Here is a 22,307-nt window from a genome sequence, read left to right on the forward strand (position 1 = left end):
TGCAGCCCACCCAACCATCCGGCCGAGGCGGGCACCGTGCGGGTGCACGCCGGAGAACATTGTCGCCCCAAACGGACGGTTTTCAGCGCCAAAGCGTTCGTTTGGGGCGACAATGCCCCTCGCTTATTGCGCGTAGCCCCGAGCCGTTGCCGAGGCTCCGGCCCGGCGCCCTATTCGCCGAGCTTTTCCGCTGCTTCGAGCCACTCTTCCTCGAGCGCGTCCACCTGCGCCTCCAGATCGTTGATGCGCGCCTGCAAATCGCCGAGCGCCATGAAGTCGGAGGGGTCCGCCGTCGACATCTCCGCTCGCACTCCTTCGATCTTGCTGCGCAGCGTGTCCATTTTCCGCTCGTTCGACTGCATCAGCTTGCGCAACGTGCGAATCTCCCCACCCGAAAGAGAAGCGCCCGCGGAAGCCGAATCCGAAGCAGGCTCCCCGCCCCCGTCCGATCGGCCCGCAGCGCTCGCCGATGCGCGCCCGCCGCCAGTCGGAGCCTGTTTGGACGCTTGAGCACCGCCGTTGCCGATCGGACCGCCGTCTGTCATTCGCAGGTATTCCTCGACCCCGCCCGGCAGATGGCGGATTTTGCCGTCGATGACGGCAAACTGATGATCGGTCACGCGCTCCATAAGGTAGCGATCGTGCGTGACCAGCAGCAACGTGCCGGGCCACGCATCCAGCAAGTCCTCCACCGCGGCAAGCATATCCGTATCCAGGTCGTTGCCCGGCTCGTCCAAAATGAGCACGTTCGGCTCATCCAGCAGAATCAACATCAAGGCAAGGCGGCGCTTTTGACCACCCGACAAATCGCACACCGGCTCGTTCAGGTCGGCGTTCGTGAAGCCCAGGCGCTCCAGCAGCTGACCGGGCGTCATCTCCTTGCCGTCGAGCATCGTACGGCGATTGTAGCGTCCGACAACCTGGCGCACGCGATCGTCTCCCAAGCTGGACAAGTCGTCCAAATGCTGGGACAGCACAGCGAAACGCACGGTCTTGCCAATCTTCACCAAACCGGACGTAGGCGCCTGCAATCCTTGAATGGTGCGTAGAAGCGTGGTTTTACCTGCGCCGTTCGCGCCCACGATGCCGTAGCGGTCGCCCGGCCCGATAATCCACTCCACATCGTCGAGAATCGGCTGATCGGCGCCGTCAAAGCGCACGGTCACGTGCTCCAGATCCACCACCTGCTTGCCTAGGCGCGCCATTGCCATGCGCTTGAGCTCCAGTTCGTTGCGCAAGGGAGGAACGTCGGCGATCAGCTCCTGAGCCGCGGCCACGTGGAACTTCGGCTTCGTTGCGCGAGCACGGGCACCACGCGACAGCCAAGCCAGCTCGCGACGCAGCGCGTTCTGCCGCTTCTGCTCGGCCAATGCCGCCAGCCTATCCCGCTCGACGCGCTGCATGATGTACGCCGAGTACCCGCCCTCGAACGGCTCGACCACCTTGTCGTGCACTTCCCACATGCTCGTGCACACTTCATCAAGGAACCAACGATCGTGCGTGACAACCAAAAGGGCACCTTGTCCCTGCCGCCAACGACGCTTCAGATGGTCGGCCAACCAGGTGATGGCGCGCACGTCCAGGTGGTTCGTAGGCTCGTCGAGCGCAAGCACGTCCCAATCGCCGATAAGCAAGCGAACCAGGTCCACCCGGCGGCGCTGCCCGCCGGACAGCGTGCCCACCTGCGCATCCCAAGGAATGTCGGACGCCAAGCCGGCGATGATCTCGCGGATGCGCGCATCGCCCGCCCATTCGTATTCAGCACGATCTCCCACAACGGCGCGCTCGACGGTGTCTTCATCGCGCAGGGCGTCGGACTGAGCCAACACGCCCACGTGCACGGCCCCGTTCCTTAGAACGCGCCCCTCGTCAGGATCTTGCGCACCGGCCAGCAATGCGAGCAGCGTCGATTTTCCGTCGCCATTGCGTCCGACGATGCCAACGCGATCGCCCTCCTCGACGCCAAGAGACACGCTCTCGAACACCTCTTTGGTCGGGAATTCCACCCGAACCTTCTCGCAGCCAAGCAAAAACGCCATATGATTCCGTCCTTCGCAAAGTATTCGCGCTCTATGATAGCAAACCCATCGCGAAAGAACGCAGGCGAACGCCCTGCGGCAACATTGCGGTGCATGGCGCCCTTCACGAACGAAACGTGCGATCTTCGGCGACGAGCGACGGCAAACGTCGGCCCGCTTTCGCGAAAAGCGCCGCACGGTGCAGCAGGCGTTACATCATGACCGCAACGGCAACCACGAAAGCCACCGTCAACACGAACCCGCCCGTCATGATGGCCCAAACCGCAGGGCGTCCCCAGTTCATGGTCCAGCCGATGCCGAACCGTTCGGGCAAGAACAGGCTGGGATCATCGGGGTTGAAGTAGAACACGCCCAGCTTCCAGTGCTCGTCGTCGTCGGCCAAGAGCTTTTCCGAGCCGCCCATGCGCGCGAACACGCGCGCGCCGCCTTGCCCGTACACCACGCTGATCACGATGGATCCCACCACCAACGCCAGCGCCAGCACCACCACGAACACGCCCGCTTCAGCTATGCCGATCACGCCGATGAACGCAAGCTCCATAACCGGCCCCAGCAAGCTGAGAATCAGGCCGCCCACCACCAGCAGAATGCTCTGAGCGCGCGCGAACATACCGTACGCCAGCGCAGACGTGGCGGGCGCACCCGGGTCGGATGGCTTCTTCGACCGCAGGATAGTCCAATGGGAAAACGCCATGCAAGCCGCCATGAAAGCCACTATGAGCACGGGCGCCAGGACCACGAACGGGGATTTCTCCATGTAGTCCGTCACCTCGCCCTGGAAGTTAACATGCTGCGGAATCAGATCGGGCATCTGCGCATAGCCTACCGCGCCGATGAGCAGCGTAACGGCCATGACCGGCACGTACAGCAGGTTCCACTTGAGCGATACCGCGCGAGGCACCGGCGCATCGCCCACCACCGCCACGGATTCCTGCGCTTCGGCCTTCCAGCCGCGCTCCTTTTTATAAGCGTTCACCTTGGCGCGGAAAAACAACATCAGCCCGTAGCTGCAAGCGCAGATCAGCAGCGTACCCGCGCAAAGCGTCGCAAGGACAAGGCTCGGGTTTTGCGTGCATGCACCCCATGCGCCAGCAGCCGTCAGAATCGTAGTAAGCCCCAGCATGGCAATCGCGTATTGGCGCTTGAGCGACCGTAGGTACGGATCGCGCGCGGCTGCATCGGGCACGGTAACCGCGAATACCTCGCCGCGCCGCATGAGAAACGGCGTCACCACCGTCATGAGGCCGGTCAGCGGGACCAGCGACATCGTGAGAACAAGCATCGCCGATGCGAATTCAGTTGCAGGTGCATCCATAGCGATACCTTATCCTTCCGTCCCGAAAACCCCGGATCCCCCGCGCACGGTAGCGCACTGCGCAGCGCCCGACCGGCCAGCCGACGCCGACGGGTTCGCCCCTCGGCAATCCGCGCGCTCGCCCGCCCCGTACGCGCGCGCCGCCTGAGCCTGCGCGCATTCCAGAAACTCGCCCCAACTGCCGCCACGCGCACGATGGGCCAGCGCCAGCTCGAACAGCTCATCCTCCATTTTCGCCAGCTCGATCTGCATGCGATCGGCCCGATCCTCCTCGCACGGATCGGCGATGAACGCCCCCGACCGACCGCGCATGAGCACGTATCCCTCGTCACGAAGCACGGCGTACGCCTTGTTCACGGTATGCAGGTTGATGCCCAAATCGCTTGCCAGCGACCGCACGCTGGGCAGCGCCTGGCCGGCAACCAGCTCGCCTCGCGCGATGGCGCCGATAATCTGGCTGCGTATTTGCAGGTACAGCGGCTCCTCCGCCTTCTGATCGATGCGCAAGATCATGTCGATCGCACCCCACTTTCATTTCGCCGCAAAATTTCTTTCCTGTTTGTTATATTTATGCTATAACAGATGGAACAAAGATGCAAGTTCACAAGGGCAACGCGCGTGAAGCGTGCCGCAAAGCGAGCAGCAGCGCCGAAACGAGTTGCAGCGTCGAAACGGGTCGAAGCGCCCAGGCGGAGCTGACGCACCTTGCCTATCGAGAGGGGGGCACCATGAAGCGAATCGTGGTATTTCTTGTTGTTACCTTTATATTGACCTGGGCATACGAATTTGGCGTTGTGTATCCACTCGCAACGGGCGCCATCGAGGGCGTTCCGGCCATGGCTACGCAGCTTGCCGTCGGCGCGGCCATGTTCTTCCCCGCCTTGGGCGTGCTCATCACGCGCCTGGTCACGCGCGAAGGTTTCAAAAACAGCGTCATCAAACCCAAGCGGTTCAAGAAGTCCGCGATCTGGTTCGTCGTGGCATGGTTCGCGCCGGCGGCGCTGGCTGTCATCGGAGCAGGCGCGTACTACCTGGCATTTCCGCACGACTTCGACCCCAGCATGTCCGCCATGATCGCCGCCCAACAGCAGGCGGCCGCAGCGGCTGGCGCGGGAAACATCCCCGCCGACCAGCTGCGTACCATGCTGCTGGTTCAGCTGCCCGTCGCCGTGTTCCTGGCCCCCGCGCTCAACATCGTCACAACGTTCGGCGAGGAATGGGGCTGGCGCGGCTATCTGGTGCCGAAGGTGTCCGAGCGTCTGCGCATTGTGCCGACGCTGCTGGTCACTGGCGTAATTTGGGGGCTTTGGCACGCGCCGATCACCGCGATCGGGCACAACTACGGCACGGACTATCCCGGCTGGCCGTTCGTGGGAATTGCCGCCATGTGCGTATTCTGCATCGTTATCGGCATCTTCCTGACGTACGTCACCGTGCGCACGGGCAGCTGCCTGGCCGCAGCCATCGGCCACGGCGCCATCAACGGCTTCCTGAGCGCCGTGCTGCTGGTCTCGGCAACGGGCGGCAACCCCTTCGTGGGGCCGTTGGCCACCGGCGTCATCGGAGGCAGTGCTTTCATCGCCGTCGCGGCGCTCATGCTCTGGGACCTGCACCGTCGTGAAAGGGCCGGCACACTCGATATGCCGAAGGCAGGGCTGCCCGACAACACGACGAAGGCGGATCGAGCCCACAGCACGTCTGCAAGCTAGCGTTTCGCGCAACACGAAGGCCGCGACCCGTTGCAGCACGGGATCGCGGCCTTTCACTGCTCGGACGTGGGCTAGCGAGAACCGTAAGCCTTCCAGTTATCCGGAACGTCGGCGTCGGCATGGCATTGCGTGCAAGCATTGACCGACGGTTCGTGAACCTTGTGGCAGTCGCCGCATGCCAACTGTTCTAGCGCACCTTCGCCACGATAAACCCGAGCGTAGCAACCGCCATGACGGCGGAGAATCCGAAGGCAACCTGATACGCCAGCGCCGGGTCCGCCACGCCCGCCGATGTTGCGCCCACCGCCGTGATGGCGAACACCATCACCGACGTTCCCAGCGACGCGCACGCCTGCCGCGCCGCAATGCAAAACGACGATCCATCAGCGACGATCGGGCGCGGCAGCTTCGCCAAGCTCCACGAAGTCAGCGGCCCCACCAGGCCCGATACTCCCACCGCGCGCACTGCTTGACAGAGCGTCACCGCCCAAAGCGGCGTGTCGGATTCCAGAAACGACATGAGCACCGCGCCAGCCGCCAGAAACACGCCCGACACCACCGCGACCGGACGCACGCCCACGCGGTCGGTCAGCACGCCGGCCAGGGGATTCAACAACAGCGCAGCCACCGTTCCCGGAAGCAGCACCACTCCGGCCTCAAGCGCAGTTCCGCCGCACAGGCCTTCCACATACAGCGGCACGATCAGGGTAACGCCCATGAACGAGGCATTCAGCAGATTTTGTGCCACGAACCCCGCCGTGTACTGGCGCGATGCGAATATCTCCATCGTAATAAGCGGATGGTCGACCCGCTTTTGCCGACGAACGAACAACGTCAAGAACAACGCACCCAGCACGATGGGAGCCCAAATGAACGGACTGCTGGGTGCAAAGCTGCTTGCGTTCGAGAACCCCAGCAGCAACCCGCCGAATCCAATCGTGGACATTGTCAGCGACACGATATCGAGACGTGCGCCCGTATCACGCGCGGAAGCAGGCTTGATGGCAATGGCCGCGGCAATCGCAAGCATCACCGTAAGGGCGGCCAGCAGCACGAAGAGGCTGCGCCAACCCCACGAGAAGCTCATGGCGCCGCCAATGGTAGGTCCGATGTTCGGCGCGAACCCCATAGCCACGCCCGCAATGCCCATGGCGGTAGCCTGACGGCCAGGCGGGAAGCTGGTCATGGCGATGGTCTGCATGAGCGGCATGAGCAAGCCCGTGGAAACCGCCTGCAAGACGCGGCCCACCAGCAAAACCGCAAAGTTCGGAGCAAGCAGATCGGCAAGCGCGCCTACCAGGAAAAACGAAAGAGCCAGAAACACATGACGGCGAACCGAGAGCCGTCGCGAAAGAAACGTGGCAACGGGAACCGTTACCCCAAGCACCAGCATATAGCTGGTCGTAAGCCATTGCCCCAGATCAACAGATAGAGCGAACTCCCCCATGATGTCGCCCAGCATGGCGTTCACCGCTGTTTGCGACAGATTTCCCGAAGCCGAAGCCAATACCACGATGGCGAACAGGGCGTACACCGCACCGCGCTTTCTTGCCTGGTTTTCGCCCGCCATACCGCCTCCGCTCCAGAACCGTCGCTCCCGCAAGGCCAGTATATCCCAAGCGTTTCGGCAGTAGAGGGAAAAGACCGCCCGCAGGCGCTTGCGCCGATTGCAGGCGGTTTGCGCTGCTCGTCGGACGAGCCGCGTCGACTTCGACTGAACCACTGAGCCGCCGGGCCACAGGGCCACGGAGCCGCGGGGTCGCTGGACCGCGGAGCCGCAGGGCCACAGGGCCACAGGGCCAGGCTTGCGCACGAAAAACCGCTCCCGCTGGCAGGTTTTGACGGTTTGCGGTCGTCAAGCCGAGCACTGTTCCGGTCGTCGCTCGGCTTCCGTTTCATTTCGCCTGTTCACAGCATTGAGCTGTCGCGTCGCGCCCTTGCGCGCGACCAACCGGCCAGATACGACGACCCCTAAACGTCAAAACCTGCCAGCGGGAGCGTTTTTTCGTGCGCACGGCGCCAAAGCGACAGCAAGATGGGCGCGCGAGCCGTCAACCCGCGCACCCACCTTGCCTATTAGTTGAACGTCTGCTGGGTCTTCTCCAAGCCTACCTGTACAAGCGACAGTGCAGCCTGGGCGCCTCGATCCACCGCGCAAGCGAAATCGTCGGCCGCCTCCTTCTTAGGCTGCGACAACACCCAATCCACCACGGGCATGCGTCCCGGCGGACGACCGATGCCGATGCGCACCCGAAACCAATCGCGCGTTCCCAGCTTGTCGCAGATAGAGCGCAACCCGTTGTGCCCGGCATGCCCGCCGCCGAACTTCACGCGCACCGTGCCCGGATCGATGTCCAGCTCATCGTGCACCACAACCACGCGGTCCGCGTCTACGCCGTAGGCGTTCATCAGCTGCTTGACCGGTCCGCCCGAAGTGTTCATGTAGCTCTGCGGCTTAGCCAGAATCAAATCATGATCGCGGTACACGCCCTTCGCCGTCAGGGCGCCGCATTCAGTCTTCCAATAGCGCGCGCCCACCTCCTCGGCAAGGGTGTCGACGGTGTCGAACCCGGCGTTATGCCGCGTATGCGCATATTCCTCGCCCGGATTCCCCAGGCCAACGATTAAGAACATGAAAATCAGCTTTCCACTTGCAGGTTGTTCAGCTTGCGCGTCGAACGTGCAAGCCGGCAAGAAGGACCGCGGTGCCCGAGATTCGCGGGACGGAGAAGGCAAGCGCACTTCGGTACGCAAACCTTCGCCATCGCGCGAAGAAGGGGTGCCGCGGTCCTTCGCAGCGTCGACTTGTTACGCCGTTCGCAGAACAGCGCAACTTCTCTACTCGAACAGCGACGCCACCGAGCCGTTGTTGTACACGTTGTTGATAGTCTCGGCGAACAGCGAAGCCAAGGACAGCACCTTGATCTTGCCCGTCTGGCGCTCAAGCGGCACGGGCACCGCGTTCGTAACCACAACTTCCTCGATGACGGAGTTCGCGATACGATCGTACGCCGGGCCGCTGAACAGGCCGTGCGTTGCGCAGGCATACACCTTCGCCGCGCCCTTCGCCTTGAGGGTGGCCGCTGCGGCAACCAAGGATCCCGCGGTGTCGATCATGTCGTCGTTCAGGATGCAGATCTTGTCCTTCACGTCGCCGATCAGCGCCGTGATCTCGGCCTGGTTGTGCTTCGGACGGTCCTTGTGCATGATGGCGATGTCGCAGCCCAGCATGGTGGAGAACTTCTTGGCGGCTTTCGCGCGGCCCACATCGGGAGACACCACGCACAGGTCCTCGGGGTTGAATCCCATGGACTTGTAATAGTCCACGAAGATGGGCATGGCCGTCATGTGGTTCACCGGAAGGTCGAAGAAGCCCTGGATGGCGTCCTGGTGCAGATCCACGGTGATCACGTTGTCCACGCCCGCCGCAGCCAGCAGATCGGCGACCAGCTTGGCGGTGATGGGCTCGCGCGGAGCGGCCTTGCGGTCCTGGCGCGCGTAACCGTAATGCGAGACCACGGCAGACACGGAGCGAGCGGAAGCGCGCTTGGCGGCATCGGTCATGATAAGCAGCTCCATCAGGGCGTCGTTCACATCGTAGCCGTCGGCGCCGCACACCGACTGAATCAGAAACACGTCGGCGCCGCGCACGCTCTCCTGATAGCGCGCGTAAATTTCGCCGTTTGCGAACTTCTCAAGCTTGACGTTGCCCAGCGAGACGTTCAGGTCCTTCGCGATCTCGTCGGCGAGCCCGGGGTTAACCGACCCCGAGAACAGGGCCATGCTCTTCTGCACTTCCGTCATGTACGCGCTCCTTTGCGTCACCTCATGGGCCGCCGCGCTGCGCGACCGTCACCCCTTATCCCGTTCCCTCCATTGTATCCGCAGGTGGCTCGGTCGCACAGGGGGAACGCCCGCTTCTTCGCAGATTGATCGCAAGAGAATTTCCATGCGCGGCGTCGCAACCCCTCCTCCGACCGGCGCGCCGTAGAGCATTGTCGCCCGAAACGTACGGAATTCCCGCAAAAACCGTACGTTTCGGGCGACAATGCGTATATGAAAAACGGGGCGATCTCTCGCCCCGTCGCAGTTTCCGTTTTCCGCGTTCCTACGCTTCCGCTTGCCTCGCGCGCTTCTTGGCGGCCCAACCGGGAATCTCGCGCTGCTCGGGTCGCGTCAACGCCAAAGCGTCGGCCGCCACGTCCTTGGCAATGCACGATCCCGCACCGATAATCGCGCCCGCGCCGATGGTGACCGGCGCCACCATCATGGTATCGCTGCCCACGAACGCACCGTCGCCGATAACCGTCGGCCACTTTTTCTTGCCGTCGTAGTTGCAGGTGATCGAGCCCGCGCCGATGTTCACGTCTTCGCCGATGGTCGTGTCGCCGATGTAGGACAGATGCGGGACCTTCGACCCCTTGCCCACCGTGGACTTCTTGATCTCCACGTGCGTGCCAGCTTTCGCGCCTTCGCACAGATGGGCGGCAGGGCGCAGGTACGCGCGCGGACCAGCCGTCGCGCCGTCGTCCAGGCGCGCTTCCACGGCCACGGTCTCGTCGACCGTGCAGCCGCGACCCACCACCGTGTCGGTCAGGCGGGAATTCGGCCCGACCACGCTGTCTTCGCCTATGCGCGTGGACCCCATCAAAAACGTCTGGGGCAGCAGCTCGACATCCTGCTCGATAACCACGTCCGGTCCGATCCACACCTGGTCGGGATCGGTCATGGTCACGCCATTCGCCATGTGACCAGCGTTGATGCGACGCTGCAGCAGCTTCGTGGCCTCAGCCAGCTGCGCACGAGAGTTCACGCCCAGGCACTCGGAAGCGTCATCGCACGGCAGCGCCAGCACCGGACGGCCAGCACGGCGGCAAATCTCCAGCACGTCGGTCAAATAGAACTCGCCCTGGGCATTGTCGTTGCCAACCTGAGCCAGCGCGTCGAACAAAGCACGCGCGTCAAAGCAGTAGAACCCGGAGTTGCATTCGCGCAAAGCCGCCTCTTCGGGCGTTGCGTCCTTCTGCTCCACGATGCGCGCCACCGAGCCCCGCTCGTCGCGCACGATGCGCCCGTACCCGAACGGATCGTCCAGCTCCATGGTCAGCACCACCACGGCAGCGTTATCGCGCTCGCGCGCCTCGACCAGCTGCGCAATCGTTCGGGACGTGATAAGCGGGCAGTCGCCCGACAGCACCACCAGCGAGCCGTCGAAGTCGGCAAGCGCGTCCGCGCACACCAGAACCGCGCCCGCCGTGCCGTTCTGCTCGCTTTGCACAACCGCCTGCGTATCGCCCTCGATCAGCGGAATCACCTGCTCGCGAGCATGCCCCACCACGGAAACCACGCGGTCCACGCCAGCTTCGCGGGCCGCGTCCACCACCCAGCGAACCAGCGGTTTTCCCAGCACCTCGTGGGCAACCTTGGGCTTCTTGGACTTCATGCGGGTGCCCGCACCCGCAGCTAGAACGATAGCAGCTGCTTCCATGTCATTCCTTCGCAACGTGGCTTCTATTCTTTCCCGGACATACCGGTAACGTCATCTTCCTCGCGACGCAACGCGCGCTGTCGAGCCGCCTCGCCGCCTTCGCGCACCAAGGCTTCCTCCACGCTTACCAGCGGAGGCTTATCCTGGTTCTCGTGCAAATCCTCCTGCACCTGCTCCAGCAGATCTTCCTTGCCCTCCTCGCGCAGCACGCGCGCCACCTCCTCGCGCAGCGCCTCGCGAACGTCCCCGATGGAGCCGCCGCCCAAAAGACCGGTCGGGCCCAGATCGACCACGATCTCGAACATGTGGCCCCGCGAATGAGCAGCCGCGAACTCCTCCTTCATCTGAGGGTTCTCGATGTCCCGCAGCATTTCCTCGTACTCGCGCGCCGCATCGCGGTCGGCCGTCTGCAGGTTCTCGTCGTCCTCGCGAGCCGTGGACAGGTAAGCCACGCCGCGCTTATGGGCGCGCTTCGCCTGCAAAAGCAGGAACAGAAAGCCGATGATGCCCGCCAGAAGCGACGCCGCCAGAATTCCCAGCTTCGCCGTAGCCACCAGGACCTCGTCGTCGAACGCCAGGTTAGCAACGAAAATAGCCATCGTGAAGCCAACGCCGCCCAGGATGCTCGCGCCCAGCATGTGCCCCCAGTTCACGTTCTCGGGAAGCGACGCCAGCTTGCTCTTCACAATGGCGAAGCTCATCACCATGATGCCAAGCGGCTTGCCCACCAGCAAACCAAGCAGAACGCCGTACAGGACAGGGTCGGTCAGCATGGCCCCAACGTCCACGCCGGTAAAGCTGACATCGGCGTTCGTCAGCGCGAACAGCGGCAGAATGGCGAAATACACCCACGGGTACAGCTTGTGCTCCAAACGCGTCGCGGGGGGCACCACCTGACGTGCCACGCGGCTCAGCGACGAAACCGTCTCGATGTACTTGCCCTGCGCGATAACCGGCGTCTCGGGCTGGAATGCCTCGTGCGCTTGCCGCACCTTGGTGCCCGACCAGTCGGTGAAGCTCTTCAGGTCAACGCGCGAGCCCGACGGGATGGCGAAGGCCAGCAGCACGCCAGCGATGGTGGAGTGCACGCCCGACATGAACACGCAGTACCACAGCACAGCGCCCACCAGCAAATACGGGACAAGCGAATAAATATGGCTGCGGTTCATCAAAACCAGCACCACCAGCACCGCCGCGGCGGCCCCCAGCCAGAACAGCGAAGGACTCTGGCCGTAGAAGATGGCGATGACCAGGATGGCCATGATGTCGTCGGCCACGGCAAGCGTGCTCAGGAACACGCGAACGCCGCTAGGAACGCGATTGCCCAGCAAGGCCAGGATGCCCAGAGCGAACGCGATGTCGGTTGCGGTGGGAACGCCCCAGCCGTGAGCCGTTTCAGGATTCGTCGCGTTGAACAGCAGGTAGATGCCAACCGGCACGATCACGCCGCCGAGCGCCGCCATAATAGGCAGCAGAGCTTGGCGGATGTTCGTCAGCTCGCCCACCGTCAACTCGTACTTGACCTCCAAACCCACCAGCAAGAAGAAGATGGCCATGAAGATGTCGTTGATGATGTGCGCCATGGACATGCCGGCGAACGCATCCCCGAAGAAAAAGCCCACTTCCGTGTGCCAAAAATGGATAAAGGCATCGTACGCGCCCGTATTCGCAACAACAAGCGCAACCACAGCCGCCAGCAGCATTGCGCCCGCAGCCTTCGTAGACGAATGAGTGAACTGGATGAGCTTCCAATATCGAGCCTGATGGCCCTGAACCTCCGAAATGAAAATACGCTGAGTGCCTTCTTGGTTCGTATCAGTCATAATCGCCTTAGCGCATGCCCGCGACCCTTCCGGGGCGCCTCTCTTGCCTGTCATCGCGGGAGCCGGGCACGCGGCGCTCCCCTAAAACACCCTCGTATTATCCATCATCGCCCGGCACTTCCTTGTATCCACGCTACGTTTTTAAACCGATTTCATAACATGGTGCAAAATAGCCCTCCAAAACAAAGGGTTTTGCGCTATGCTATTCCTATCAGTTCGACGAAAGGAGTCGGCTTGCAATGCGACGAAAAAAGCTTCTTTTTGCCCGCATGACCAGGCCAGGCGCTTGATCGAGCTGTTTTTTTATTCGCCACGAGGTAAGAGGTGATTGCTATGAGCATTACCGTCACCGGACGCAAAATGCCTGTAACCGATGCACTGCGTCAGTACGCCGAAGAAAAGATCGGCAATTCCATGAAGGTCATGGACATCGATCCTCTCGTAGCCGAAATCGTTCTGTTCGTCGAGAAGAACCCCGCCAACCCTCGCCCCGCCGTCTGCGAAGTGACGCTGCGCACGAAGGGCCACATCATTCGCGTTGAAGAAAGCGAAGAAGACATGTACGCGGCCATCGACGTCGCCGCCGCCAAGGTGGTACGTCAGCTGCGCAAATACAAGACGAAGGTCATCGACCGCAAACTGCGCGCCGAAGACGAGACCATCCGCATCCAGCCCGCCGCTGCTGGAGAGCTCGACGTTGATGGCCTCATGCAAGAGCTTGCCGGCGACGAGGTTGTTCGCGTGAAGGAAATGGAATTCGCACCGCTGACCGAAGAAGAGGCGCTGGTTCAGATCGACCTTCTGGGCCACGACTTCTACGCCTACACCGACCGCGACAGCGGCCTGGTCAACGTACTGTATCGCCGTGACGGCGGCGGCTACGGCCTGCTCAAGCAAAAGGAGGATTAAGCTTCATGCCCACTATCGACACCATCAAGGAAGTGCTGCAGGAGAACCTGGACATCGATCCCGCCAACGTGACGGAAGAGTCCACGTTCGACTCCTTGGGCATCGATTCGCTCGACATGGTAGAGCTCATCTGCGACCTCGAAGAGAAGTGCGAAGTCGACTTCGGAGAGCCTGAAGGCCTGAACTCCGTAGGCGACCTGGTGCAGTACGTAGATTCGCTGTAACGCTTCGCCATCCATGAAAAAGGACCCCTCGGGGGTCCTTTTTCATGCGTCGAAAAGATTAACGCCAGCTAGCCCTGTGCAAAACAACCTACCTGCCGCCAAAAGACCGCGCCGTGAACACCAGAGACAGGTAACCTGCCGCTGCTCCGCCGAAAGCGCACGCGCAGCCCTTGAGCGCCATCATGGTCGCCGCGGAGATAGGCGCAGAAAGAGCGGATGCGGCGACAATGCCCAGCAACCCCATGAAAGTTCCCGCGACGACGGCTATAACCAGCATCGCCACACCATAACTGCGCGGAACGACACCCGCAACACCCCCGAACGTCTCAGGCGAGACGAATGCGCCGGCCCGCATATCCCTCTTGGTGAGAGGCACTGCGCATGCGAACAGAATCGCACCCAAAATGAGGCCCGTGATAGCAAGATCGGCCACGATACCAACGAAATCGAACTGCACGGTCATATCGCCGCTGTGCATGAACCAGAATATGACAGCGTTCAACACACCGTTAACGGCGCCAAAACCGATAAGGCATTTACGTAGGGCATAGGATGAGAACTTTACCGTATTTCCGGATATGGAGTTCCCTTCCGTCACATTCACGGCCATGGATGGTTCCTTCCATCGGGGATTTATTGGTGAGGAATTATAGCAACAAGCCTAGGTAGTCTCCGATGAGCTATTTCCGTTGATACGGTAATTTACTGCTCCAAATCTCAGATAATCTCATTTCTGCAGAGGCTGCGAAGAGGTCCTTGACTCTAAACGGACGCACGTTGGATAGGCCATTCGGCTGCGTCGGCAAAAAATCACGGCCGAAGCCCGTTTCCAGATGCGAAGTCGCCCTCAAGTTAGTATCGAAGAGGCGCCGTCCCGGCAAAGGCAGGACTTGCGCGCGAAAAAACGCGTTCGCTGGCAGGTTTTGACGGTTTGAGGTCGTCGGAGTTTGCGAATCGGGCGCACCCGAAAGCGCGACGAAGCAGGTCAACGCTGTGACCAGCGGAAACAAAACGCAGGTCGCGCGGCGGCAAACGCGATGCCCAACTCGACGACCCCTAAACGTCAAAACCTGCCAGCGAGAGAGACTTTTCGTGCGCAAGCCCTTCGCGCGCGGCGGCAGCAAGCCGCGGGCCGAGTAGTAGCAGCAGCCTGACGCGTGCCGAGTCGCGGCAGCAAGCCGCAAATCGAGTCACGGGCGCGCAGGCGCTACCAGCCCGCTCGACGCATGGCAGCCCGAAGCGCGGCGATGCTGTACAAGCTGCCGAACGCGCATACCAACCCGTCGGAACCAGCCAGTTCGCAAGCCTTGGCCACCGCGTCGTCGAAATCGCGCGCTTCGTAGGGATTCACGCACGCAGAGCACCCGAGCAGATCTTGCCCCGTCCATCGAATGGCGCGCGCCAGCTTCGCCGCCGAAAGGGCGCGGGGGTTCGGGGGCGCAACGGCCACGAACGCGCTGCCCAGCGGCAAAACCGCTTCCAACATGGTGGGGTAATCCTTGTCCTCCAACACTCCGATCACGAACACAGCCTTGCGATCAGGGAACACGTCGCGCAAGGAATCCGCGAGCGCCTGCGCGCCTTGGGCGTTGTGCCCGCCGTCTATCACGAACGTCGGTCGGTCGTCCCGACTTGGCAGCACTTCGAAACGACCCGGCCACTGCGCCTGCGCGATGCCCGCGCGCAACGCCTCGTCCGAAATATCCCACCCGCGCAAGCGCAACGCGAACACGGCCTCAAGGGCAAGCGCCGCGTTCATCGGCTGATACCGGCCAAGAAGCTGCGTTTCGTACGATTCGCCGCAATAGGAGAACGGCCGAACATGCGCCTCCCCCGCTTCCGTAACGCGATGCTCGACCGGCCGCACGTCCAAACAAGAAACATCGGGCTTCACCAGCGCATCGCCGCAATCCGCCGCAACGCGCTCGATCACGGCCATGGCCTCGGCCTCTTGCGGCCACGACACGACGGTCGAACCCGCTTTCACGATGCCGGCTTTCTCGCCGGCGATCGCGGCAAGCGTGGTGCCCAGCAAAGCCGTATGATCCAGGCCGATGCGCGTGATGACCGCAACTTCAGGGGCATCTATGACGTTCGTGGAATCAAGGCGACCCCCCAACCCCACTTCAAGCACGGCGATCTGGCATCCGCTGCGCGCGAAATGCTCGATGGCAACAGCGGTCATCAGTTCGAACTCGGTGGGATGATCGCCCGTATCGGCGGCCATCGCTTCGGCGTGGTCTTTGACCTCCAGCGTTACCGCCGCAAGGTCTTCCAAGGAAATGGAACGTCCGTCCACGCGAATCCGCTCCTCGAACGTCTCGATAAACGGGCTGGTGAACAGCCCCGTGCGCAATCCGGCGGCGCGCAGTATGGAAGATAGGAACGCGCTTGTCGACCCCTTCCCGTTCGTGCCCGCCACATGAACGAACCGCATGCGATCCTGCGGGCGGCCCAAACGGTCCAGCAACTCGCGAATGCGGTCGAGCCCCAGGCGGGACGCTTGCCAGTGCGGCTCGTTGATGTAGGCGATAGGGTCGAATTCCATGATCAGCTCCTCTGCAAAACGAAAGCGAGCGCTTCGCACGAAACGCTCGCCCCCAAGATAGCACAACACCCCGCAAGCAGCACGGCGGCCGGACGGCCGCTACTGCTGCGACAAATACTCCGCGATACCCGCAGCTGCGCGCTTCCCGGCGCCCATGGCCAAGATCACCGTAGCCGCGCCGATCACCGCATCGCCGCCCGCGAACACGCCGCGGCGCGACGTTGCGCACGTGCGCTTGTCGGCAACGATAAGGCTGCGAGGCGTAACCTCCAAGCCGGGCGTCGTCTTGGCGATAAGCGGGTTCGTCTTGGATCCCACGGCCATGACCAGCATGTCGATGTCGATCACGAACTCGCTGCCCGCAACCTCCTCGGGACGACGGCGCCCGCTTGCATCGGGCTCGCCCAACTGCATGCGCACGCACTCCAAGCCGGTCACCCAGCCGTCCTCGCTCCCGATCGCCCGCTTCGGGTTCGTCAGCATTTGGAAGCGGATGCCCTCCTGCTCGGCATGGTGCACTTCCTCCGCACGCGCGGGCATCTCGTCGCGGCTGCGCCGATACACCACGGTGACGTCCGCGCCCAAGCGCTTCGCCGTGCGCGCCGCATCCATGGCAACGTTGCCGCCGCCCACCACGACGCAGCGCTTTCCCGCATACACCGGCGTATCGTACGCAGGGAACTGGTACGCCTTCATGAGGTTCACGCGCGTCAGCAGCTCGCTTGCCACCATGACGCCGTTGAGCCCTTCGCCCTCGATTCCCAAGTAAGCAGGTAGGCCAGCGCCCGTTCCCACGAACACGGCGTCGAATCCGCGTTCGTTCAAAAGCTCGTCGATATCGTAGAGCTTGCCCACCAACGTGTTCAGCTCGAACGAGACGCCGCTGTCTCCCAGCTTGGAAACCTCGCGCTCAACCAGGTCTTTCGGCAAGCGAAACTCGGGGATGCCGTACGTCAGCACGCCGCCCAGCTTGTGCAGCGCCTCAAGCACCGTCACGTCGCAGCCGAGCTTAGCCAGCTCGCCGGCGCACGTGAGCGACGCCGGGCCGGATCCCACCACGGCCACGCGCTTGCCCGAAAGGTCAACATGGGGCACAACGGCGGTTTCGCCATCCGCATCCGCAACGGGAGCGGCGGCTTCCTCGGCGCGCTGCTGGGCAATCGCGGCGGCGGCCTCCTGCGGATGCTCGAACGCCCAGTCGGACGTGAAACGCTCCAAGCGACCGATGCCGACCGGCTCGCCGTTCTTGCCGCGCGTGCACACGCCCTCGCACTGCGTCTCCTGCGGGCACACGCGCCCGCACACCGCCGGCAGAGCACTCGCGCTCTTCACGATGGCGTACGCCCGAGCGAAATTCCCCAAGGCAACCTGCTCGATGAAATCGGGAATGGGGACGCCCACCGGGCAACCGTGCACGCAGGGACGCGTCGGGCACTGAATGCAGCGACGCGCTTCTAGCATGGCCTCTTCGGCGGAATACCCGCGCGCGACCTCGTCAAACGTTTTGGCACGCTCGACGGGATCCAGCTCGGGCATGGGAACCATCGTCTTCTGCCTGTTCACTTCGTAGCTGGTCCGCGCCATGTTAGGCCCCCTTCCGGTCGCCATGCGCAGACGCGCACCCGCAATTGCGGCCTTCGGAGGCTATTCGACCCGCCGCCGCATCCCGCGCCGCCGATTCGAACGAGCGGTACATCACCCCGCGACGCATCGCGTCGTCGAAGTCGACCAGATGCCCATCGAAATCGGGACCGTCCACGCACGCATGCAGATATTCGTCGCCCACCTTCACGCGACAGCCTCCGCACATGCCCGTACCGTCGATCATCAGGGGGTTCATGGAAACCAGGGTTTTGATGCCGTAAGGCTTCGTGGTGGCCGCCACGAACTTCATCATGATGACCGGGCCCACGGCAAGCACCAGGTCGTAGTTCGCGCCCTCGTCGATGCGCTGCTGAAGCGCCTGCGTGACCAAGCCCTTGTTGCCGTTCGATCCGTCGTCGGTCATGATGATCTGACGCGTGGAGCTGGCGTTGATCTCGTCTTCGAACAAAACGAGGTCGGCGTTACGGAATCCCGTGATCACATCCACTTCGCAACCTTGCTCATACAGCCACTTGGCCTGGGGATACGCAATAGCGGTTCCCAAACCGCCACCGATCACGCACGCGCGGCGCGCACCGGCAAGCTCGGTCGGGTTCCCCAGCGGGCCCACGAAGTCCAGCAGGGAATCGCCCGCCTTCATGTTCGCTAGGCGCATCGTCGTTGCCCCAACCGCCTGAAACACGATCGTGACGGTGCCCGCCTGCGCATCGCAATCGTTCATGGTCAAGGGGATGCGCTCGCCGCGCTCGTCAATGCGCAGCATAATGAACTGACCCGGCTTGATTTTCTTCGCAATCTCGGGAGCCCGCACAACCATGCGGGTGACTTCGGGGTTCAACGCCTCAACTCGTTCGATGGGATACACTCGCCCTCACCCTTCTCGTCTCGTCTCAGAACAAAAACAGCACCGGGTATCGGTGCCGATTCGAACTTGATAAGGCCGCCAGTATAGCAAACGGGGTTTAGGGGTATTGTTTCGGACGTGTTTCCACACGGCCAAAGGTATCCGACGCGCGCGGATGAGCGCCCTTCCGCAAAGCCCCTCGCGCGAGCGGTCGCAACGGCCCGCCAACGGCGCCGGCAACGGCAACGAACCGTTGACGGACCGTATGCCCGTCCAGGCCGCATGGTAGGCTCGAAACGTGGAGCCGTCCGAATGTTCGCACCCCAAGGAGGAGCCCGTGGCACGCATCTACGCCCTCGACAACCGCATGACGCCCGTCTCTTCCCTGCAGGATCTCGCGCACGGCCGGCCCGTCGCCATAGCGGCAGCGCCCCCGGAGCTCGACAGCCTAACCGCGCCGAGCGAAGAGGGGAAGCAAGCGCTTCGTTTGCTCGCTTCGGCCGAAAACACGTATCTCGACGTATTTCCCTCGTGCTTGGTCGGGTCGTTCGCCGTCCCCGACAAAGCGCGCATCCTTGACGACCCCACCTGCTTCACGTTCTATCTCGACAGGGACCGACTGGTTTTCCTGGACGAAAGCGGTACGTGCGAGCGGTTGCTGAGCGCCATTGCCGAACAAGGCGTACTGAAGCAGCCCACAACGGCTCACTGCCTGTTCGAGTGCATGAAGCTGCTCATAAAAGGAGACCTTGCGTTTCTGGCAGATTTGGAAGACCAGATGGAGGACGTCGAGGAGGCCATCATCGACCGCGGCATGGACGCAAGCAATCGCCGCATGCTGCTGTTCCGCCGCAAGCTACTGCGCATCGACACGTACTATCAGCAGCTGGTGGACATGACCAGCAGCCTTGCCGAAAACGAGAACAAGATGCTCGCGCGCGAAGAAACGCGCCTGTTCCTTTCGCTGCAAAAGCAGGTGGAGCGCCTGCTCAAACGCTCGCTCACGCTCAAGGAGTACAGCCTGCAGCTGCGCGAGCTGTACCAAGCGCAGATGGACATACAGCAGAACAACACCATGAAGTTCTTCGCCGTGGTCACCACGCTCTTTGCCCCGCTTACGCTGCTGACCAGCTGGTTCGGCATGAACTTCGCGCACATGCCCGGCATAGACTGGTCGTGGGGTTACCAGGCGGTCATCGCGCTGTCCATCGTCATCATCTTGGTGGAGCTCGCGATTTTCAAACGGAAGAAATGGCTGTAGAAACGCCCGTCCCCCGGCGAAGGGCATCTTCGCCGGGGGACGGGGCTGCATGATGCAACGGATAGCGCACGGCGTGCGCCGACGCTATTCGGCGTCGGCCGCGCGCAAAAGCTCGCCCAAAGTGGTGAAATCGTTTTCCAACGCCTCGCGCTTGCTGCCGTCGTACAGCGCTGCGGCCGGGTGGAAGATGGGAAACACCTTGAACTTGCCCGCGCGCTGCAGCGTGCCGTGCAAGCGCGTGATGCCGATGTCGGTTTTCAAGATGAACTTCGTGGAGAAATTGCCCAGCGTCACGATGAAATCCGGATCGATGGTGCGCGTCTGCTCGCGCAGATACGAAGCGCACAGCTCTATTTCCTCAGGCCGCGGATTGCGGTTTCCCGGAGGGCGGCACTTCAGCACGTTGGCGATGAACACGTCTTCGCGCGTGAGGCCCGCCACCGCCAAAAGCTCGTTGAGGTACTTGCCCGCCGCGCCGACGAACGGCTCCCCTTGCAGGTCCTCGTTCTTACCGGGCGCCTCCCCGATGATCAGCACGCGCGCCTCGGGGTTCCCCACCCCGAACACGGTTTGCGTGCGGCCGTCGGCCAACGGGCACTTCCGGCACGCTTCCACCTGCGCGCGAATATCGTCCAAAGGGATGTGCGGTTTGGTCATGCGGTCCCCCGTCTACACGTAATACCTGGGCATACGATGGCTGAACCCGATGGCAACCTCGTAGTTGATGGTCCCCAGGGTGTTCGCCATGTCGTCGATGGTCACAACGGAATCGCCTTCGCGGCCCACCAACAGCACTTCGTCGCCAATTTGCGGGTCAAGCTTGAGCCGGTTCGCATACGTGCGCATGTCCACTTCGAACATGCACTGGTCCATGCAAATGTTGCCCACCTGACGGCAGCGCTGCCCCTTCAAGATAACGTCGGTCCTGCCGGAAAGCCCGCGGCGCAAGCCGTCGGCGTACCCGATAGGCAGCGTGCATATCTTCACGCTGCCGGGGCTGCGGTAGTTCATTCCGTAGCTCACGCCCTCGCTCATGGGCACCGTGCGCACGTCGGAGATGCGCGCATGCACGCTCATGACCGGCTTCAAATCGATCAGCGGACGCGTCACCGACGAGGGATGCAGGCCGTACAGGCCCACGCCCAGGCGCACCATGTCGAAATGCACGTCGGGGTACCGAATGGCAGCCGCCGTGTTGGCCGCGTGCACGATGCCGGGGTTGAAGCCCGCCACGTTCAGCGCGGTAACGGCCTCGATGAAGCGCTTGACCTGGATCTGGAAATCCAGCGTTTCGGCGGAATCCGCCGTGGCGAAATGCGTGAACGTGCCCACCAAATCCAACGCCCGGTGAAAACTCACCTGGCCCATGAACTCGACCACTTCGTCGTGACGGACGCCGATACGGTTCATGCCGGTGTTCACCGCCAAATGGTAAGGCGCCTTCATACCGTACGCGTCGGCCGTTTCCGCGTATTGGATAGCGAACTCGGGCGTGTACACGCTTGGCATGACCTTGTACGCAAGCAGCAGCGGAATAGCGGAAAGCGGCGGCTGGGACAACACCAGAATAGGGGCGTTCACCAGGGCTTCGCGCAGTTCGATCGCCTCGTCCACGGTAGCAACGCCCAGGTAGTCCACCCCGGAATTGAGCGCGGTTTTGGCGCACTTCACCGCACCGTGTCCGTACGCGTCGGCCTTGACCACGGCCATCACGCGCACGCCGGCTCCCACTCGCTGCTTGATCATGGTGGCGTTGTACCGAATCGCGTTGAGGTCGATCTCGGTCCAGGCCCATCGACGATCGGTGGTGGGGATCAGGCGCAGTTTATCAGGATCGAACTGCGCCGGCTCGTCATCGGGGCGAGCATGGTCGCGCGCGTACTGGAACGCGCCTTCCGCGCCGCTGTTGAACGCCGCCGAGGTCGCTTCGTACGCGCTTTGCCCGCCCGACGACCCCGCGCCGCGCGCGTTCGCGTTGATGGCCGAACGCGCCGATTCGAAGCCGAGCGGCTTGCGATTCGCGAAGCCGGTGAATCCGTTGGGAAGCTCTTGTGCCGTCATGCTGCATGCCTTTCAGTCGATCGGGCACCAGTATAGCACTGCAATGTTCGACCGGCCCGGGGACCGCCGCGAGCGCAACACCCCGACGTTAGTGGTACGTGCCGCACAGCCGTCTTCCGGCCTTGCGCGCAGGCGGAATCCGAACGCAAGGGCTGCCGTTCGCGCGGGGCGCCGTTCGCACGAGCGACCCTCCCCCTCCCGAGCGCAGCCATCCCGGAAGCGCTTCTCTGCAGAGTTGCATACAGGGTTACATGCGAGGTTGCGCACGAAAAACCGCTGTCGCTGGCAGGTTCTGACGGTTTGAGGTCGTCTGACCCGGCGGCACGAGCGTCATCGAAAGCGCGATGCGGAAACCCGACTTCCTGATCAGGCAAAACGAAAACCGGGCCGAACGACGGCGAAGCCGAGGCCCGGCATGACGACCTCAAACCGTCAGAACCTGCCAGCAAACGGGATTTTTCGTGCGCAAGCGGCATGCCGC

Annotated in this window: 19 protein-coding genes; 4 read left to right on the top strand and 15 right to left on the bottom strand. The window is 62.6% G+C overall.

Annotation, left to right across the window (positions count from 1 at the left end; genetic code table 11):
- Positions 1–170: 170 nt before the first annotated feature.
- From ACTQZK_RS10685 to ACTQZK_RS10695, 3 genes are all read right to left on the bottom strand, one after another.
- Positions 171–2,039: an ABC-F family ATP-binding cassette domain-containing protein gene (locus ACTQZK_RS10685; protein ID WP_441899637.1), complete on the bottom strand. Its 1,869-nt coding sequence runs from the start codon at positions 2,037–2,039 to the stop codon at positions 171–173.
- A 190-nt stretch (positions 2,040–2,229) separates the two neighbouring features.
- Complete coding sequence (locus ACTQZK_RS10690; RefSeq protein ID WP_441899638.1) at positions 2,230–3,354, bottom strand: DUF1648 domain-containing protein; 1,125 nt, start codon at positions 3,352–3,354, stop codon at positions 2,230–2,232.
- 9 nt (positions 3,355–3,363) lie between these two features.
- Positions 3,364–3,867 (bottom strand): GntR family transcriptional regulator, encoded by a 504-nt coding sequence (locus ACTQZK_RS10695; protein ID WP_441899639.1) that lies wholly within the window; start codon positions 3,865–3,867, stop codon positions 3,364–3,366.
- 215 nt (positions 3,868–4,082) lie between these two features.
- On the opposite strand from ACTQZK_RS10695, the gene ACTQZK_RS10700 reads away from it, so the two are divergent.
- A complete protein-coding gene (locus tag ACTQZK_RS10700; protein WP_441899640.1) occupies positions 4,083–5,063 on the top strand; it encodes a CPBP family intramembrane glutamic endopeptidase in 981 nt (326 codons plus the stop codon).
- A 71-nt stretch (positions 5,064–5,134) separates the two neighbouring features.
- Here the strand turns inward: ACTQZK_RS10700 and ACTQZK_RS10705 are convergent, their stop codons facing one another.
- From ACTQZK_RS10705 to nhaA, 6 genes are all read right to left on the bottom strand, one after another.
- Positions 5,135–5,245, bottom strand: coding sequence for a hypothetical protein (locus ACTQZK_RS10705; RefSeq protein WP_441899641.1), 111 nt, complete (start codon positions 5,243–5,245; stop codon positions 5,135–5,137).
- Positions 5,246–5,250: 5 nt separating this feature from the next.
- Positions 5,251–6,633 (bottom strand): DHA2 family efflux MFS transporter permease subunit, encoded by a 1,383-nt coding sequence (locus ACTQZK_RS10710; RefSeq protein ID WP_441899642.1) that lies wholly within the window; start codon positions 6,631–6,633, stop codon positions 5,251–5,253.
- A 506-nt stretch (positions 6,634–7,139) separates the two neighbouring features.
- Positions 7,140–7,697 carry an aminoacyl-tRNA hydrolase gene (gene pth / locus ACTQZK_RS10715; RefSeq protein ID WP_225749774.1) on the bottom strand — a complete coding sequence of 186 codons (558 nt, stop codon included), beginning with the start codon at positions 7,695–7,697 and terminating at the stop codon, positions 7,140–7,142.
- 204 nt (positions 7,698–7,901) lie between these two features.
- On the bottom strand, positions 7,902–8,867 hold the full coding sequence (locus ACTQZK_RS10720) for a ribose-phosphate diphosphokinase (RefSeq protein ID WP_114567376.1): 966 nt from the start codon (positions 8,865–8,867) through the stop codon (positions 7,902–7,904).
- A gap of 304 nt (positions 8,868–9,171) precedes the next feature.
- Positions 9,172–10,551, bottom strand: coding sequence for a bifunctional UDP-N-acetylglucosamine diphosphorylase/glucosamine-1-phosphate N-acetyltransferase GlmU (gene glmU, locus ACTQZK_RS10725; RefSeq protein WP_441899643.1), 1,380 nt, complete (start codon positions 10,549–10,551; stop codon positions 9,172–9,174).
- Positions 10,552–10,574: 23 nt separating this feature from the next.
- Positions 10,575–12,374 (bottom strand): Na+/H+ antiporter NhaA, encoded by a 1,800-nt coding sequence (nhaA, locus tag ACTQZK_RS10730; RefSeq protein WP_216529389.1) that lies wholly within the window; start codon positions 12,372–12,374, stop codon positions 10,575–10,577.
- Positions 12,375–12,707: 333 nt separating this feature from the next.
- Here nhaA and hpf point away from each other — a divergent pair, with 333 nt between their 5' ends.
- A complete protein-coding gene (gene hpf / locus ACTQZK_RS10735) occupies positions 12,708–13,283 on the top strand; it encodes a ribosome hibernation-promoting factor, HPF/YfiA family (RefSeq protein ID WP_114567379.1) in 576 nt (191 codons plus the stop codon).
- A gap of 5 nt (positions 13,284–13,288) precedes the next feature.
- Positions 13,289–13,507, top strand: a complete 219-nt coding sequence (locus ACTQZK_RS10740; RefSeq protein ID WP_114567380.1) for an acyl carrier protein — start codon at positions 13,289–13,291, stop codon at positions 13,505–13,507.
- Between the two features lie 88 nt (positions 13,508–13,595).
- Here ACTQZK_RS10740 and ACTQZK_RS10745 read toward each other — a convergent pair whose 3' ends face one another.
- From ACTQZK_RS10745 to ACTQZK_RS10760, 4 genes are all read right to left on the bottom strand, one after another.
- Positions 13,596–14,117, bottom strand: a complete 522-nt coding sequence (locus ACTQZK_RS10745) for a hypothetical protein (RefSeq protein WP_216529388.1) — start codon at positions 14,115–14,117, stop codon at positions 13,596–13,598.
- Between the two features lie 597 nt (positions 14,118–14,714).
- Positions 14,715–16,055: a bifunctional folylpolyglutamate synthase/dihydrofolate synthase gene (locus ACTQZK_RS10750; RefSeq protein WP_225749772.1), complete on the bottom strand. Its 1,341-nt coding sequence runs from the start codon at positions 16,053–16,055 to the stop codon at positions 14,715–14,717.
- 99 nt (positions 16,056–16,154) lie between these two features.
- The gene (gene gltA / locus ACTQZK_RS10755) at positions 16,155–17,639 is read right to left on the bottom strand and encodes an NADPH-dependent glutamate synthase (RefSeq protein ID WP_114567383.1); all 1,485 of its coding nucleotides are present in this window, start codon (positions 17,637–17,639) and stop codon (positions 16,155–16,157) included.
- A gap of 1 nt (position 17,640) precedes the next feature.
- Positions 17,641–18,525 carry a sulfide/dihydroorotate dehydrogenase-like FAD/NAD-binding protein gene (locus ACTQZK_RS10760; RefSeq protein WP_216529385.1) on the bottom strand — a complete coding sequence of 295 codons (885 nt, stop codon included), beginning with the start codon at positions 18,523–18,525 and terminating at the stop codon, positions 17,641–17,643.
- A 316-nt stretch (positions 18,526–18,841) separates the two neighbouring features.
- On the opposite strand from ACTQZK_RS10760, the gene ACTQZK_RS10765 reads away from it, so the two are divergent.
- A complete protein-coding gene (locus tag ACTQZK_RS10765) occupies positions 18,842–19,765 on the top strand; it encodes a magnesium transporter CorA family protein (RefSeq protein ID WP_441899644.1) in 924 nt (307 codons plus the stop codon).
- Between the two features lie 84 nt (positions 19,766–19,849).
- Here ACTQZK_RS10765 and ACTQZK_RS10770 read toward each other — a convergent pair whose 3' ends face one another.
- Both ACTQZK_RS10770 and alr read right to left on the bottom strand, forming a co-directional pair.
- The gene (locus ACTQZK_RS10770; protein WP_114567385.1) at positions 19,850–20,422 is read right to left on the bottom strand and encodes a uracil-DNA glycosylase; all 573 of its coding nucleotides are present in this window, start codon (positions 20,420–20,422) and stop codon (positions 19,850–19,852) included.
- A gap of 12 nt (positions 20,423–20,434) precedes the next feature.
- Positions 20,435–21,826 (bottom strand): alanine racemase, encoded by a 1,392-nt coding sequence (gene alr / locus ACTQZK_RS10775; RefSeq protein ID WP_114567386.1) that lies wholly within the window; start codon positions 21,824–21,826, stop codon positions 20,435–20,437.
- Between the last annotated feature and the right edge of the window lie 481 nt (positions 21,827–22,307).

The organism is Paraeggerthella sp. LCP19S3_G8 (assembly GCF_052119225.1).
Lineage (GTDB): Bacteria > Actinomycetota > Coriobacteriia > Coriobacteriales > Eggerthellaceae > Paraeggerthella > Paraeggerthella hominis.